Below are 15,609 nucleotides of genomic sequence, written 5' to 3'. Positions count from 1 at the left end.
TCCTACCATACGATCCACAATGTGATCAATGAAGTAATTACACTTGTTATCCAAAAGACAGTATCTATCTTCCATTCAGACCAACCACTCATCTCGAAATGATGATGGATCGGTGACATTTTAAAGATTCTTTTACCAGTCAATTTGAAAGAAGATACTTGTAACATCACGCTAGCTGTTTCGATGACATACATCAGACCGATCAATAGTAATGTCCATTCCTGATTGAGCATGATCGAGATTGCTGCTAACAATCCTCCTAATGCTAAGGAACCGACATCCCCATGAATATTTTGGCAGGCTTGCGATTATAGACGAAAAATCCTAGTAAACCACCTAAAACACTCAAGCAGATAATTAAGACATCATACTGCTGTTGGTGCCAAGCGATAACTGCGTAGGTCAGAAAAGAAATACTTCCTAATCCAGCTACTAAGCCATCAATACCATCTGTTAAGTTAACAGCATTGGAAAAGCCAACTAACCAGAAAATCGCGAATAATCCGTACAACCAACTTAATGGAAGAGCAATTCCAAAAAAATTCAGTGTTCCAGGGTATCCTTCACCACGATAAACGAGATAAAAGATGATTCCCCCAACAATTTGGCCAATCAATTTTTGCTTTGAGTTCAATCCCATATTTCTTTTCTTGAAGATTTTGATGAAATCATCCAAAAAACCAATTGCTCCATATAGGGCAAGTACAAAAAGTAGGATGAAAAGAGTAGGCGTTAACTGTTGTTGCCAAGCGCCTACCCAGATACCAGTCAAGAGCGCACTGATTAAAAACACCAATCCCCCATCGTTGGAGTTCCGGCTTTTACATTATGCCATTTAGGTCCTTCCTCACGAATGGCTTGGCCTTGTTTTTTCATTTGAAAATAACCAATAAATAACGGCATTGTTGCAATCGTCATTGCACAACTACTCGCAATGGGAATTAATGTTTGTGTCAAATCCATGCTCTCTTCTCTCCTATTATTCTTTTAGATGGAAACTTAATGTTTCGTCAGATATTTTTTCATAAGGTGCGAGGCTTTGTTCTGTACAGTAACCATCACCGTGGAATGTCACTTCGACACCAAGTATTTTTCCTAATTTCATGATATCCGCCTTTGACCAACCTGTCACATCAGGCATCAATGCAGTACCACCACTATATAGAATCAATTTTTCTCCCGATATCAGCTCATCCCCATTTGCTGTGGATTGCGCTTCTACCTTATTTCCATCGCCAATGACTACTGGTTGCAAACCGCTCTTTTGTGCATCAGCAGCGGCAATATCAGGATTTAAATTACGATAGTCAGAAACAGTGATATTTTCCGTCTTTTTCTCTTCTGGCGTAGCTGTTTCAGCTTCTTTGAAATCCATTGCTCGTTTCAGTAAGGGGTTCGCAATTTTTGCTAAAGCCGTGCGGTCATATGTCTTAGGATGTTTCATTGTCAGATAAAGGACATATTCGGGATCCTCAGCTGGTACCATTTCGACGATCGAATACAGATACGCGGTATCACCTGTTAGATAACCTCCTGTATCAGAAGCAATCTGGGCTGTTCCTGTTTTAGCTGCAATATTGTATCCCGGAACATTATATACTCCGTAAGCACTACCGTAATTTTCATCTTCTATGACATCTCGCATATACTCACGAACTTTTTCTGTCGTTTCTTTCGAAAATGGCTGTCCTAACACTTCCGTTTCAGTAGAGACTTCTTCTCCAGTATTTGGATCAACGATCTTACTAATGTAACGTGGTTGGATCATAGTGCCGTTGTTGGCGATCGCACTGAAAGCTTTCATCATTTGGAAATTCGTGACACCAATCGCTTGACCATACGCACTCATCGCTTGGTCAACGATATTAGCAGTTGGTAAAGCACCCGCAACTTCATCATCTAAACCAGAGTGGGTACTTTGCCCAAATCCTAGTTTTTGCAAATAGTTAAACCACTTGCCACCTAAACGCTGTTCCAGCATTACCATACCCACGTTACTAGACCATGAAAGAGCTTGACGCATGGTCAGCATTCCTTTTTTACCAAAGTCATGGTCATTGATCGTGGCATCAGCTACTTTGATCTGTCCAGATAGGAAAGTCTCATTTTCATCGAATTTACCTTCTTCGATCGCTGCTGCTGTCGTGAAGATTTTCATTGTTGAACCTGGTTCATAAGAATCTTGTACAAGGATGTTACGCCACACAGCATCTTCACCAGTCAACCCTTCCATCGTCTCAGGATTGAACGTCGGGCGTTGGCTCATCGCAGTGATCTCACCAGTTTTAGCTTCCATCAATATCGCAGTCAATTCTTCAGGTTGATATTCTTCATTGACTTGATCCATCAATGTTTCTAAGTAACTCTGCAGACGACTATCAAGAGTCGTATACACATCTTTACCGTCTGTTGCCTTTTCTTCTTCTGCTACAGTACCTGGTAATGGATTTTGGAAATTATCTTTTTGATAGTAGATCTTTCCGTTTTGTCCACTCAAAATATCATTATAAGCAGATTCGATCCCAAGTCGGCCAACCAGACCATTTTCTTCTTCATCCGGTACCGCATAGCCAATAAAATGGGAAGAAAATATCCCACTAGGATACATACGTGCAGGATGATTATCGAAATAAAGCCCATTAACATCAGCCGCTTTCATCTCTGCTTCGATGTTTTGTTTCGTCTCTTGGGTGATATTACGTCCATAATTCCCAAATTCTACTTGGTAGAGATTTTGTTCGGCTCCATCGCGTAGTACCTTCAAGGCTTTACTTTTTTCCATTGAAAGGTTTTTGCTGATAATATCCGCAAGTGTATCGAAATCTTTTTCTTGTGCATATAATTTTTTGTTTCCAGTCGTGTATGTTTCGGAAAGAATTGCTTTGATCGAGTAAGACGTGGCATCTTCTGCTAGTGCCACCCCATTACGGTCAAAGACCGTGCCTCGTTTTGCCTTGACCTCTTCACTACCTTGATAAAGCTGGTTCGTTTTTTCTTCTAGTGATGTGCCAGCCACATGTCCACCGATCACGATGTATGCAAAACGAACGGCAAATAAAAAGAACAATCCAATACTCGTAGCAAATAAAATGATACCTACTTTTTTGCGATTGTTCATCGGATTTAGATTTTTCTTTTCCATAAACCGCCGGAATTTATTTTTAAGACTCATTTACTTCACTTTCCTTAAATTGTCGTCATTGATTGACAACCCTTTTTCTTCTGCGATTTTTTTAACACGCTCGGTACGAGAAAGTTCACTTTTCTCTTGCTCCAAACTGATTTTTTCTTGATTTTTTTCATTATATTCAACCTGTAGCGCCCCGATTTGCTTTTCCATACCACTAATATTGGTTCGTAACATCACTGTTAATACGCAAAGTGCGATGACAGAAAAAGCAATACACACTACGGCAAGCTTTTCGAAAATAGAGATTTGCTTCAAACGTTTTGCTGGAGATTGAGGAAGAACGATTTCTTTCTCTGAGGGTGAATCTGGCAGAGGTTGCTCTGGTAGTTCAATTTCTTGTAAATCATATGGATATTGTTGGACTTTCTTTAGTTCTGCCATTCTTCTACTCCTCTTTCTCTCGTATTTTTTCAGCGATACGCAATTTTGCACTACGAGAACGATTGTTTTCTGCCACTTCTTCTTCAGATGGTAACATCGGTTTTCTCGTTATCACTTTTAATTCAGGTTGAAACTCATCAGGTACGACCGGCAACCCTGGTGGTAAATCTTTGATCGTACTATATTCTTTGAACATGTTTTTGACGATCCGATCTTCTAATGAGTGGAAAGTGATCACACTGAGCCGGCCACCGACCTTCAATAAGCGGATTGCTTGCTCTAAGGAGGCTTGCTCCGCACCTAGCTCATCATTGACTGCAATTCGCACAGCTTGAAAAATGCGTTTTGCAGGATGACCGCCTTTTCGTCTTGCTGGGGCAGGAATCACCTGTTTGATGATTTCTACTAATTCCCCGGTTGTTTCAATCGGATGATCTTTTCTCACCCGTTCAATTTCTCTGGCAATTTGTTTTGAAAATTTTTCTTCTCCATAACGAAAGAAGATCTTTACTAATTCGTTGTAAGGATATTCGTTGATCACATGATATGCTGACAAAGGTGCCGATTGATCCATTCGCATATCCAAAGGCGCATCTTGATGATAACTGAATCCACGTTCTGCTTCGTCTAACTGTGGCGAAGATACGCCTAAGTCGTAAAGTATCCCATCGACCTTAGATACGTATTCAGTCAAGCGCTCTTCAAGCTCACGGAAATTTGCTTTGATAAAAGTGACCATACCTTTTTCGACATACTCAGCCAAACGGATTTTTGCGTGATCGATTGCGATCTGATCTTGATCAAATGCATAAAGATGACCCTCTGTATTCAATTGGCTTAATAAGTATTCGCTATGTCCGGCTCCGCCGAGTGTACAGTCCACATAAATTCCGTTCGGTTTGATTGCAAGTCCATCTACCGTTTCTTTTAACATGACTGTATAGTGTTGAAATGTTTCAGTCATTGGTCAGCCTCTTCCTATTTCTTATAATCCGAAATCAATCATATTTTCAGCGATTTCATTAAAGTTTTCTTCCGCAGCTTCTGAAAATTCTTGCCATTTGGCTTCATCCCAAATTTCGATCCGGTTTGACACTCCAACAATGACACACTCTTTCGTTATAGTTGCGTAGTTTCTTAATGTATTAGGGATATTGATACGTCCTTGCTTGTCCAACTCACATTCTGTAGCTGCTGAGTAGAAAAAACGGACAAAGGTTCTAGCATCTTTCTTTGCTAGAGGCATATCATTGAGTTTCGACTCTAATGCGTTCCATTCGCTCATCGGATAGCCAAAAAGACAACCATCTAATCCACGAGTCAACACGAATTGTTCGCCTAGTTCTTCACGCAGTTTTGAAGGCACGATCAAGCGACCTTTTGCATCAATATTATGCCGAAATTCGCCCATTAACATCGAAACTACCCCCAATCCTCCACTAACTAAAATCAGTCTACCACAATCCCCCACTTTCTACCACCTTTTATGGGAAATCTGAGAATAACTTTTTGATTAGTAAAAAAAATTTTAACAATCAAGCTGATAAAAGATTTTTTAAAGTCTTTTAACAGCCTGATTGCGCCATACTAGAGAAACGAAAGGATGTTTAGGACGATCAAAACGATATACATGACTAAGGTTACCAAAAAAGTAAGACGCCAAGTCATTTTGAAATAACGTGAATACACAAGTTCGTCATAATAATAAGCTTGGAATAACGCGATACAGATTGCCATTAAAAGGATGGTGATCAATAAAAAGGGCAAAAATGAAGACGTATCGGTATTACGAGACAATGCATGGATGCCTCCCCACAAAAAAGGAACGGCTAAATCAGGTGCTTTGACTTTGAAACGCCGAGTCAATGCAAATATTTTTACTAGAAATTGACAACCAAAAATCACGATTGCCGGAAAGATGTACCAAAACAATACAAGTGGTGAAAAACTGCCCATTCGACAAATCTCCTTTTTTATCGTTGCGTTCAGTATACGTAATTTAGTTTACACAACGATTTCATTTAGTTTAAATTTATACTGTTTTATTATGTTGTTGCAGCCGTTTTTTGACAAATCAAGATTGATGATCAGTGGGTAGTCTCTTTCAATGTGTTCTTTTCAAGAATTGGTTATAATAGAAGAAAGAAGTATTGAGGAGGTTCCCAATGATAAAGTATTTTACACTTGAAGACCAGAAATTGGTTGATTCAATGGAAGAAACGGCTGAAACCATTTGGTATTGTGTCGAGCGACCCACAGAAGAAGAAATCAATCAATTGATCAAACAGTTCCAAATACCTAAAGATTACCTCACGTCTGTCTTAGACGATGCAGAAAACTCCCGGGTAGAAGAATTTAATCAAGAAAAGCTGACAAAACCAGCATTGGTATTATTACAATATCCTTTTCCAAAAACAAGTCCTAGCGGATATTTCCAAGTAGATACTTATCCGTTTTCGATTATTCTCACGCCCAAAAAGAAGCTTATCACAATTACGAATCACGAACCACTTTTTTTGAAAAAAGTCTTTCATCAAACGTTTCAAAGAAACGATCTTTCGACCACTCTAAATATTTTTATGCAGTTACTTTGGCAGATCACTCAGTCCTATAACACTTATCTTTCTACCTTACTTGCCCAATGTGATCTGTTGGAGACACAACTAAAAGTCTCAACTGAAAATAAGCAATTGTATCAAATCATGGATATCCAAAAAAGCTTAGTTTATTTCAAAGAAGCGACTGCCTCGAATCTTGAAGCGTTACAACAACTAGCCGAGAACCAATCGGTAAAAAATAATCACGCGATGATGAATCACCTCAGAGACGTGATTATCGAAACAGAACAAGCAAAGACCACCGCTCGTATCCGCTTAAAGCTTGTCGAACAGATGAACCAAACATTCTCTGCCATCATTTCAAACAACTTAAATAATATTATGAAAATTTTAACTTCTTTAACGATTATCTTAACGATTCCAACAATCATTGGAAGTATATACGGTATGAATATTAAACTACCAATTGCCGAAAGGGATGATGCTTTTCTTTGGTTGATACTATTGACCGTGATCATTTCACTTCTGACCACTTATTATTTGAAAAAAGGTAAGTTTTTATAGAGATGCCCTCTTGTAGAATCAATGAAAAGCATGTAAAATCAACTTAACAATAATAAATCGAGGTAATCACGATGCGAGAAAAAAAACAAACAAGCACTTTTGCGAAAGTCACAAAATTAGTGATTTGGACAATGTTGATTTTGACAATCGGCTCAGTCGTTCTAACTGCTGTAATCAGTGTCATGTAAAAATAATGGAGGTTGCGCCAAATTTGGCGTAACCTCCATTTCCTGTTATTAATTATTATCATCAAGAGTCTGTCACATTGGTTACTACATACTTAAACTAACCTCTTTTTTGTTTGTTCTTGGTTGCTGTCTTACTTGATTCGATATATTTTTATGTTGGCTTTTACTCTCGCATCACTTGTTAGCATCGAAAAACTTTTCTTATTTTCATTTTGAACTCTGGCTACTGACTGTTTGGACTGATTCGCTTGTTCTTCTCACAATCTAAACTCTAAATTTGGAATGTCTTTCGTCTGGGATGAAGGAACTTGCTGTAAATCTTTCAAAAAATCCTTCAATTCTGCGGGAAAATTCTGTCCATCCGATGATTCTATCATTTTTAAAATATATTCACCTGTCGACGTATCTTTTAAATCAATAGTTTTTTGATTCGCCAAGCTGTTATACAGATTCTGTGATTTACTGTGAGACGGTTGAGTAGGAATCGCCTGTTGATATATTTCAGCCTTAAAACGATAGGGGTATGTTTGCTCTCCGAACTTAATTAGACTTTCTACTACACCGTGTGTTAAGCTTTCTTCGTTTTCACCTCTTACATTTTTTGCTTCAAATACAGGATTATCATTGGGATTGCGCAGTTTAACTGTGTCAATTTCTTTTCCTCCATGAGTTGTAAAACTGACCTCTGAATTCGGATTATCTTTTGTTTGGGATGAAGAGGCTTTCTGTAATCCATCCAAAAATCCCTTTAAAATTTCCTCATTTTCCATATTGGTTGTTCGATTACGTGAGTCTGTTCCCTGATTTCGCTTGGATGGTCTTGCTTCAAACTTAGGGATTGCATAAGCAAAAGAAGTCTCATCTTTTTGAATAGTATTCAGACTTTTTACTTCCTGATCATGTAATTCACTTGTATCTTTCTTAATTAAATATGAAGCCTCCTTAGATTGATGATTTTTTTCTACATTCTTTGCTAGTTTATCTTTTTTTCTCCAGTCAAAAACTGAATTTTGTTTTTCTATTGTTTGGAATGTCTGTTCCTGACTGGATGATCTTACTTCAGACTGAGGGATTTCATCTTTTTGAGTACTATTCGTACTCTTTACTACCTGATCATGTAACGCACTTGTGTCTTTCTTGATTAAAAAGGAAGCTTCCTTGGAGAGCCTACGATGATATCTTGGATGAATTTGCCTACTTCCGTTTAGAGATTGTTGCAATCCATCATTTGTATTGCAAGATGTATGGCCCTTATATTCACTAGATTCTTTACGTTTAAATTTCAATTTTTTAGGAACATACTCACTACTAAATTGTTTAGGAACCGTACCTGTCACATTCGCTAGCCCATTTGAAGCTAGAAAGTTTTGATCTATACTGCTTGGGGAATTCTCTGTAATACATTACGATAGCTTTGAGTTGCATTTGCTGTAGTATTTAAATCTACGAAGGACTTTCTTGATTTCTTTCTCCAAATGAGGTGCATGCATTTCCTACAACTCGATCATTCCTTTGATTAATCGGCTGTAGTGTTGTATTTTTAAGAATATCTTTCGGATAATAAAGATAAGTAATAATTGGGTTGGCTCTCACATTTAGTGATTCATTCCCTATGCGAATAGCTAATCTATTCAGAACTTCTTGAGTATTTGTCTTATTAGCGTCATGCATTCGATTAATAAACTTTCCACCTGTTTCTCTGAAATCAATTCCTGCCATATCTTACACTCCTCGCATTTTTATGTATTTGTTTTATTCCATTCCTTTTTCTTAGAAAAGCTTCTAAAAGTGTACGTTCCTAAATCACCCATTTACAAAAAATTTTTATAATTTCCTTGTTTATCTACAGAAATACTTTAGACTATTTATGACATCATTTTCCTACTAACCTCAAGTATCTATTCTTAGTGTTCAAAAAATAATTATTTTCAATAATCATACGTTCAAACTAATTTATGTGTAGTGTTTTTTTCAAACATAATCAAAAAATGGGAAAACATTAGTACTGAATTTATCTTTTCATCATTGACCAAAATTTTTATGATTAGTAAAAATATGCCTTTGTAATCGGATTAACTATTGACTAACTATCGATAGTTCTTGGATTTAAAAATCTTACTCTCAAAATCATAAAAAAAGTATAATAAAATACAATATAAAAATAACTAATTATTTTTTCTGTTGGGAAAAATTTCAACTGTTTTTTTACCCCTATTCCCTAAAAAAGCAAAATAAAATCACCCTAGCCAATCTAGACAAAGGGTGATTTTTATTTTCTATTTATTTTTTCGCCAAACGTAACAACTCTTTGGCGTGTTCGATCGTTAAAGGCGTGATTTCACTTCCCGCTAACATTCGTGCTATTTCATTTTCTCTTTCAGCTGCGGCTAATTCGGAGACGGATGTTTGTGTTCTTCCGCCGACGACTTCTTTTACAATGTAATATTGATAATCCGCTACCGCAGCCACTTGAGGGAGATGCGTGATACAAAGTACTTGGGAATACTTGGATATTTTCAATATCTTATCCGCAATGGCTTGTGCCACTCTGCCACTAACACCAGTATCAACTTCGTCAAAAATGATACTAGTCACACCTTGTCCAGAAGAAAAAATGGTTTTCAGAGCAAGTAATACTCGTGACAATTCTCCACCTGATGCTACCTTGACTAGAGGCTTCAATGGTTCTCCTGGATTTGTCGTAATATAAAATTCAACGATATCAAAACCTTGCTCATCTAAGCGTCCATTTGCTTGCGTTGAAAAACGAACTTCAAATTCGGTGTTTTCCATATAAAGACTCTTTAATTCACGCATAATCGACTGTTCTAAGTCACTTGCGATCGTTTTTCTTGCTTGATGGAGTTCTTCTGCACATTGAAACGCCCACTCTTCTTTTTGGGTCAGTTCATTCTTCATTTTATCAAGTTGACCTTCTGTAAAATCAGATGAATCCAATTCTTCTGTGATTTCTTCATAGTAGGCTAATATAGCTTCAACTGAATCGCCATATTTACGCTTCAATTGACGAATCGTTTCCATGCGTTGCGTCACTTCTTCCAAACGATTCTCATCCAGTTCAAGCAGATCGATTTGTCTACTCATGTCCCCTACTGCATCTTGCAATAAATAATAGGCACTCTGGATATTATCAAAAATTGCTTCATACTCTGAATCAAGATGGGCAATACTTTGGATCTCGGAAACAGCCGTTCCCACCCCATCAAGACTGCTTTGTTCGCCTTCACTAAGCGCCCCATAAGCAGTAGCTAAACCATCAACGATTTTTTGATAATTACTTAATTTATCGCGCTCTTCTCGAAGTTTTTCTTCTTCACCAACTTCTAATTGGGCAGCTGCGATTTCTTCTTGTTGGAAATTCAACATATCGATACGTTGGACATAGTTTTTTTCGTTTTGTTGGATTTTACGCACTTTTCTTTCAAGTTCACGATACGCTTGATAGGCTTCTTGGTACGCTCTTTTTTTCTGTTGGAATGTCGAGTCCCCAAAACGATCAAGTAACACAAGATGTGATTCAGGTTGTAATAGTTCCTGATGTTCATTTTGACCTTGGATATCCACTAAATAACTACCTACGCGTCGCAAATTCGCTAATGTCACGATATGTCCATTCACTCGACAAACATTCTTACCTGCTAAAGACATATCTCGACGGACGATCAGATTTGAACCATCGGACTCAATCCCTAACTCTTCCATCAAAGCTTCAAAACCTTCTTGTTTAGGCCATTCAAACAACCCTTCCAGAATACATTTATCGGCACCTTGACGAATATAATCACTTGATCCGCGACCACCTGCTAATAAGCCCAAAGCATCAATAATAATTGACTTACCGGCTCCGGTTTCTCCTGTTAATGCTGTCATTCCCTCATGAAACGACAAACGCAATTCAGGAATAATCGCAAAATTGGTGATACTGATTTCTTGTAGCATTGCAATCACTCCTTAGATTAAAGGTAATGCAGAAAATCTTTCTTTAATTGAACAGCATCTTCTTCCAATCGTGTGATCATCAACACATTGTCATCATCGTTGATGATCGAGAATAATTCTTTTTTGTAACGTTTATCGATTAAATTTGCAGCTGCAGAAGCATTGCCTGGCAAAGTCTTTAAAATAACAAATTTTTCCATCTGGTCAACTGCTACAAATGCGTCTTTCAATAGTTTTTCTAGCTTTGTGCTCACATCTTCACTTGTTTCAGCAGGCAGACTATAACGATAGCCACCATCAACTGCGGGAACTTTGATCAACTTAAGCTCTTTGATATCTCTTGAGATCGTTGCTTGTGTAACAGAAATCCCTTTATTTTTTAATATTTCAACAAATTCTTCTTGTTTACGTATATCTTGTTCATTTAGTAATCGAGTAATCAAACGATGTCGATCTTTTTTTCTCATGCTCAATCCGCTCCTTCACCAATCCTTCTTCTTTCAATGATAGCTTATTTTAAGCGCTTAATAAAGAAGAACTCATAGTCTTTTTTGTCAATTTCTAGACTACCGCTTATGCGTGAATTGTTCATGAGCCATTTCAACGATGTGAGCTGGATCAACGTTCGCATAGATCGTTCCTTTATCTGATACTTTTTTTAAGTGCGCTAAAAATTCAATATTTCCCTCTCCACCTGTAATAGGAGAGTAACTTAGATCTAATACATCAAACCCTTGCTCTGTGGCAAACGTCAAAATTTGTTCGATGACTTGTTGATGGGTTGTTGCTTCTCGAACGATTCCATTTTTACCGACTGCTTCTCTACCTGCTTCAAATTGTGGTTTGATCAATGCAATTACTTCACCCTCTGGCTTCAAAATTGCATGTAATGGCGGTAGCATCAGCTTCAAAGAGATGAATGATACATCAATGACAGCGACTTCTGGTACACCTTGAGCAAAGTCTTCAGGTTTTGCATAACGAAAGTTAACACGTTCCATCACGACCACTTTTGGATCTTGTCTGATTTTCCATGCTAACTGATTGTAGCCTACATCTAAGGCATAGCTCATTTTTGCTCCATTTTGCAAGGCAGCATCGGTAAAGCCTCCTGTGGATGCCCCAATATCAAGCAATACTTTATCTTTGACTGTTAGATCAAATTGTTTTAATGCTTTTTCTAGTTTCAATCCACCACGAGAAACATACGGTAATTTTTTCCCTTTGATTTTTAATTCACTACTAACGGGGATTTTTTCTCCTGGTTTATCAAAACGTTCATTTTTTTCATTATAGATCAATCCTGCCATCACGGAACGTTTCGCTTGTTCCCTTGTTTCAAATAGCCCTTGTTTGACGGCTAATACATCTACTCGTTCTTTTTCCATCCTCTTCCTCACTTCTCATCAAATCGTTTGACCAACTGACGAAGAATCTCTCCATCAAATGAACAAACTTCTTGTTCTAACTCGGCAATGATCCTATGGGCGGAATGGATTTCTCGTTGCAACGCAGCTCTTGTTTGCTCGACCCCTAATAAGCGTGGATACGTATTTTTATCCGCTTGTTCATCCTTGCCAGCTGTTTTTCCTAATGCTTCTGTCGTACTAGTCACATCCAATAAATCATCACGGATCTGAAAAGCTAATCCCAGATGAGCGGCAATTTGTTGTAATTGTACCAAAACTTCTTCTGGTTGTTCTGCTAAAATCCCACCTGCTAGCAAAGCATAACGTATCAAACGCCCAGTCTTTCGTTCATGGATCAATGCTAGTTCTTCTAGCGTCAAATCTTTCGTTTCCCCTTGGATATCTGCCGCTTGTCCTGCAACCATGCCTTGTGTCCCAGCACTAACAGCCAATTGTTGCAATAATAACAATTTTGGTGAGTTCGCTAAGTGGGTCATGCTGATCAACTGGAAGGCACCCGTCAATAATCCATCCCCTGCTAAAATTGCGATTGCTTCCCCATAAACTTTATGGTTGGTTGGTTTTCCTCGACGCAAGTCATCGTTATCCATTGCTGGAAGATCATCATGGATCAATGAATACGTATGGATCATCTCTAATGCTGCTGCTACTTGATAAGCAGAAGCATCGATCTTGGCATCAAAAGAAGCCACGGTTGCTAATAAAGCAAGTGGACGGATTCTCTTTCCTCCTGCATGGATCGAATAGATCATGCTTTCTTTCAAGCGTTCATCCGAAGTATATTCCGTAATGAAAGAAACCATTTCTTCTTCTACCAAAGGAAGGTGAGTCGCAGAAAATTCGGTTAGTTTCATTGTGTCCCCTCTTTCTCGTCAAAAGTGATCTCTTCATTCGTCTCAGTCATCATTTTTGTAAGGGTTTCTTCTGCTTTAGAAAGAGTATCTTGACATTGCTTACTTAATTCCATTCCTCTTTTGAACGCATCTAACGCTGATTCTAAAGGAACGTCTCCTTGCTCTAATTGTATGACGATTTTTTCTAATTCTTGCAATGATTCTTCAAATGTTGGATTTGCCATCTTATTCTGTCTCCTTTTTAATCTGTTCCACTTTGCCTTTGACCTGTCCATCTGCATAATGAATGACTAACTCATCACCGACTTGGATCTCATCGACACTTTTTGCCACCTGATCATGTAACGTGGTGTAGCTATACCCTCTACCCATGATTTTTAAAGGACTAAGTAAATCAAGTGACTGAACCGTCTGTTGAAACTTTTGTTGCTGTTGCTGCATATATTGGTACATTTTTTCTTCTAGTCGTTTTTCTAAGTAGCTTGTTTCTTGCTTGGCTGATTTCACTCGATAAATTGGTGCAACTTGTTGCAACTGATGACTTAAGGTCATGGTTTGTTTTTCTTTTGCATAGTAGATTTGTTGCGTTGCTTGATACAAGCGTTGCCGCAATTGATCTAGTTTGATTGTTTGTCCCTCGTAGAGACGTTCAGGTTGGCGAAAGACATAGGATTGTCTTGAGCGGGCAAACCGCTCTTGTTTTCGTTGGATTTGGCGTAAAAACCCTTGCTCTAATCGGGCTTGTCTTTCCTTGATCCGCATCAACTCTTCCGATAATACTGGAACAGCCAACTCAGCTGCTGCCGTCGGTGTCGCTGCTCGAACATCAGCCACTAAGTCAGCAATCGTCGTATCTGTCTCATGACCGACAGAAGAGATACTCGGTGTTTTTGCTAGATAAATCGCACGAGCCACCCGTTCTTCATTGAAGGGCCAAAGATCCTCGATCGACCCACCACCACGTCCGATGATCATTGTATCGAAATTTCCTAACGCTTCAACGCGTTGGATATTGCGGACGACATCATCTGCTGCTTGGTTTCCTTGCACAACAGTTGGAAACAAAACAAGTTGCGCGATTGGGTACCGGCGTTTGATCGTCGTGATAATATCACGAATGACCGCACCACTAGGACTTGTTAAAACGGCGATGCGTTTTGGAAATCTCGGCAATGCCTTTTTAGGTCCAGCAAATAGACCTTCTTTCATCAATTTCTCTTTTCGTTCTTCTAACTCTTGATACAACGCACCAACACCATCAGGCTCCATGTGTTCAACGTAAATTTGATAAGAACCGCTGGCTTCATAAAGGGATATCCGACCGATCACCAACACTTTCATGCCCTCTTTTGGTTGAAAACGTAACTTTTGGAAAGCACCTTTGAACATGATTGCAGAGATTTTTGCGTGATCATCTTTTAAACTGAAATATTGATGCGCATTCGCTCGCATACGGAAATTCGAGATTTCGCCAGTTAGATAAACTCTTTCCAGATATGGGTCTGCTTCAAATTTTCGTTTCAAATATTTAGTTAAGGTGGTAACTGTTAAATATTCTTGCGTCATAACTCTCCTCGCTCTGCTTCAGCTGATTGGACCGTTTGTGCCATCAACATCGTGATCGTCATTGGACCTACTCCTTTAGGGACAGGCGTGATATAGCTTGTAAGAGGAGCGACTTCATCGAATTTGACATCGCCGATCAGTTTTCCATTTTCATCCCGATTCATCCCCACATCGACAACTACCGCACCTGGTTTAACGAAGTCTTTTGTTACAAAATGACCACGCCCGATAGCTACTACGAGTATATCTGCTTCACGAGTTAACGCTGGAAGGTCTTTCGTTTTTGAATGAGCAATGGTGACCGTCGCATCAGCCATCAACAAAAGTTGCGCCATTGGTTTACCGACAATATTACTGCGACCGATCACTACTGCACGCTTACCAGCCAAATCAATATCATATGCCTCAAACATCTTCATGATCCCAAAAGGCGTACAAGGGATCTTATCAGGATTCCCTGCAAATAAACGTCCTAGATTCAAAGGATGGAACCCATCTACATCTTTTTTAGGATCGATTGCTAATAACACTTTCTCTTCATCAATATGTTTTGGTAAAGGCAATTGCACAAGGATCCCATGGAAGCTTGGATCATTGTTATATTTTTCAATTTCATTTAGAAGCTCATCTTCGGAGATCTTTTGACTATAACGCTCGACTTTTGAATAAATACCTAATTGATTCGCAACTCGTTCTTTGTTACGAACATAGACCTGACTTGCTGGATTTTCTCCAACTAATAAAACAACTAATCCGGGATTGATCTGTCGTTCGTTAAGCTCTTTTACTTTCAACGCAAGTTCTGCTTGCATTTTTTCTGCTAATTCTTTTCCATTCATCAATTCTGACATACGATCACTCCCAGATATTTTTGCTTTCATTCTACCATATAAACCACTTATAACATAACCAGATTTA

General features: G+C 38.5%; 16 protein-coding genes and 1 pseudogene. 2 read left to right on the top strand and 15 right to left on the bottom strand.

Features of this window, described 5'->3' with window-relative positions; translation table 11 throughout:
- Positions 1–2: 2 nt before the first annotated feature.
- The 6 genes and pseudogenes from mraY to CYK55_RS04170 form a co-directional block, all read right to left on the bottom strand.
- Positions 3–963, bottom strand: a pseudogene (gene mraY, locus CYK55_RS04195) (phospho-N-acetylmuramoyl-pentapeptide-transferase).
- 16 nt (positions 964–979) lie between these two features.
- On the bottom strand, positions 980–3,172 hold the full coding sequence (locus tag CYK55_RS04190; RefSeq protein ID WP_126133985.1) for a penicillin-binding transpeptidase domain-containing protein: 2,193 nt from the start codon (positions 3,170–3,172) through the stop codon (positions 980–982).
- Positions 3,173–3,571, bottom strand: coding sequence for a cell division protein FtsL (gene ftsL / locus CYK55_RS04185; RefSeq protein WP_010735984.1), 399 nt, complete (start codon positions 3,569–3,571; stop codon positions 3,173–3,175).
- A gap of 4 nt (positions 3,572–3,575) precedes the next feature.
- Positions 3,576–4,535 carry a 16S rRNA (cytosine(1402)-N(4))-methyltransferase RsmH gene (gene rsmH / locus CYK55_RS04180; protein WP_126133984.1) on the bottom strand — a complete coding sequence of 320 codons (960 nt, stop codon included), beginning with the start codon at positions 4,533–4,535 and terminating at the stop codon, positions 3,576–3,578.
- A gap of 21 nt (positions 4,536–4,556) precedes the next feature.
- The gene (gene mraZ / locus CYK55_RS04175; RefSeq protein WP_034689889.1) at positions 4,557–4,988 is read right to left on the bottom strand and encodes a division/cell wall cluster transcriptional repressor MraZ; all 432 of its coding nucleotides are present in this window, start codon (positions 4,986–4,988) and stop codon (positions 4,557–4,559) included.
- Between the two features lie 170 nt (positions 4,989–5,158).
- Positions 5,159–5,527: a DUF3397 domain-containing protein gene (locus CYK55_RS04170; RefSeq protein ID WP_010735987.1), complete on the bottom strand. Its 369-nt coding sequence runs from the start codon at positions 5,525–5,527 to the stop codon at positions 5,159–5,161.
- Positions 5,528–5,736: 209 nt separating this feature from the next.
- Between CYK55_RS04170 and CYK55_RS04165 the strand changes: the two genes are divergently transcribed.
- Positions 5,737–6,693 carry a magnesium transporter CorA family protein gene (locus CYK55_RS04165; protein ID WP_010735988.1) on the top strand — a complete coding sequence of 319 codons (957 nt, stop codon included), beginning with the start codon at positions 5,737–5,739 and terminating at the stop codon, positions 6,691–6,693.
- 71 nt (positions 6,694–6,764) lie between these two features.
- Positions 6,765–6,881: a DUF4044 domain-containing protein gene (locus tag CYK55_RS04160; RefSeq protein ID WP_010735989.1), complete on the top strand. Its 117-nt coding sequence runs from the start codon at positions 6,765–6,767 to the stop codon at positions 6,879–6,881.
- A 257-nt stretch (positions 6,882–7,138) separates the two neighbouring features.
- On the opposite strand, the gene CYK55_RS04155 is transcribed toward CYK55_RS04160, so the two are convergent.
- From CYK55_RS04155 to CYK55_RS04115, 9 genes are all read right to left on the bottom strand, one after another.
- A complete protein-coding gene (locus CYK55_RS04155) occupies positions 7,139–8,218 on the bottom strand; it encodes a hypothetical protein (protein WP_126133983.1) in 1,080 nt (359 codons plus the stop codon).
- Between the two features lie 106 nt (positions 8,219–8,324).
- Entirely contained in the window at positions 8,325–8,600 is a 276-nt protein-coding gene (locus CYK55_RS04150) for a hypothetical protein (protein ID WP_034689865.1), read from the bottom strand.
- Positions 8,601–9,161: 561 nt separating this feature from the next.
- Positions 9,162–10,841: a DNA repair protein RecN gene (gene recN / locus CYK55_RS04145; protein WP_034689867.1), complete on the bottom strand. Its 1,680-nt coding sequence runs from the start codon at positions 10,839–10,841 to the stop codon at positions 9,162–9,164.
- Between the two features lie 17 nt (positions 10,842–10,858).
- Positions 10,859–11,308, bottom strand: a complete 450-nt coding sequence (locus CYK55_RS04140; protein WP_010735995.1) for an arginine repressor — start codon at positions 11,306–11,308, stop codon at positions 10,859–10,861.
- A gap of 99 nt (positions 11,309–11,407) precedes the next feature.
- The gene (locus CYK55_RS04135; RefSeq protein WP_126133982.1) at positions 11,408–12,229 is read right to left on the bottom strand and encodes a TlyA family RNA methyltransferase; all 822 of its coding nucleotides are present in this window, start codon (positions 12,227–12,229) and stop codon (positions 11,408–11,410) included.
- An 8-nt stretch (positions 12,230–12,237) separates the two neighbouring features.
- Entirely contained in the window at positions 12,238–13,125 is an 888-nt protein-coding gene (locus CYK55_RS04130) for a polyprenyl synthetase family protein (RefSeq protein ID WP_034689871.1), read from the bottom strand.
- Positions 13,122–13,349, bottom strand: coding sequence for an exodeoxyribonuclease VII small subunit (locus tag CYK55_RS04125; RefSeq protein WP_034689874.1), 228 nt, complete (start codon positions 13,347–13,349; stop codon positions 13,122–13,124). Before CYK55_RS04125 ends, CYK55_RS04130 begins: the two co-directional genes overlap by 4 nt.
- Before the next feature lies 1 nt (position 13,350).
- A complete protein-coding gene (xseA, locus tag CYK55_RS04120; protein WP_034689876.1) occupies positions 13,351–14,691 on the bottom strand; it encodes an exodeoxyribonuclease VII large subunit in 1,341 nt (446 codons plus the stop codon).
- Positions 14,688–15,542 (bottom strand): bifunctional methylenetetrahydrofolate dehydrogenase/methenyltetrahydrofolate cyclohydrolase, encoded by an 855-nt coding sequence (locus CYK55_RS04115; RefSeq protein WP_034689878.1) that lies wholly within the window; start codon positions 15,540–15,542, stop codon positions 14,688–14,690. The genes xseA and CYK55_RS04115 overlap by 4 nt, the downstream gene beginning before the upstream one ends.
- Positions 15,543–15,609 lie beyond the last annotated feature (67 nt).

The sequence above is a fragment of the Enterococcus mundtii genome (assembly GCF_003957375.1).
In the GTDB taxonomy this organism is placed as follows: domain Bacteria; phylum Bacillota; class Bacilli; order Lactobacillales; family Enterococcaceae; genus Enterococcus_B; species Enterococcus_B spodopteracolus.
Note: the sequence above shows the minus strand (reverse complement) of the source record. Positions and strands in the feature narration are given on the sequence as shown.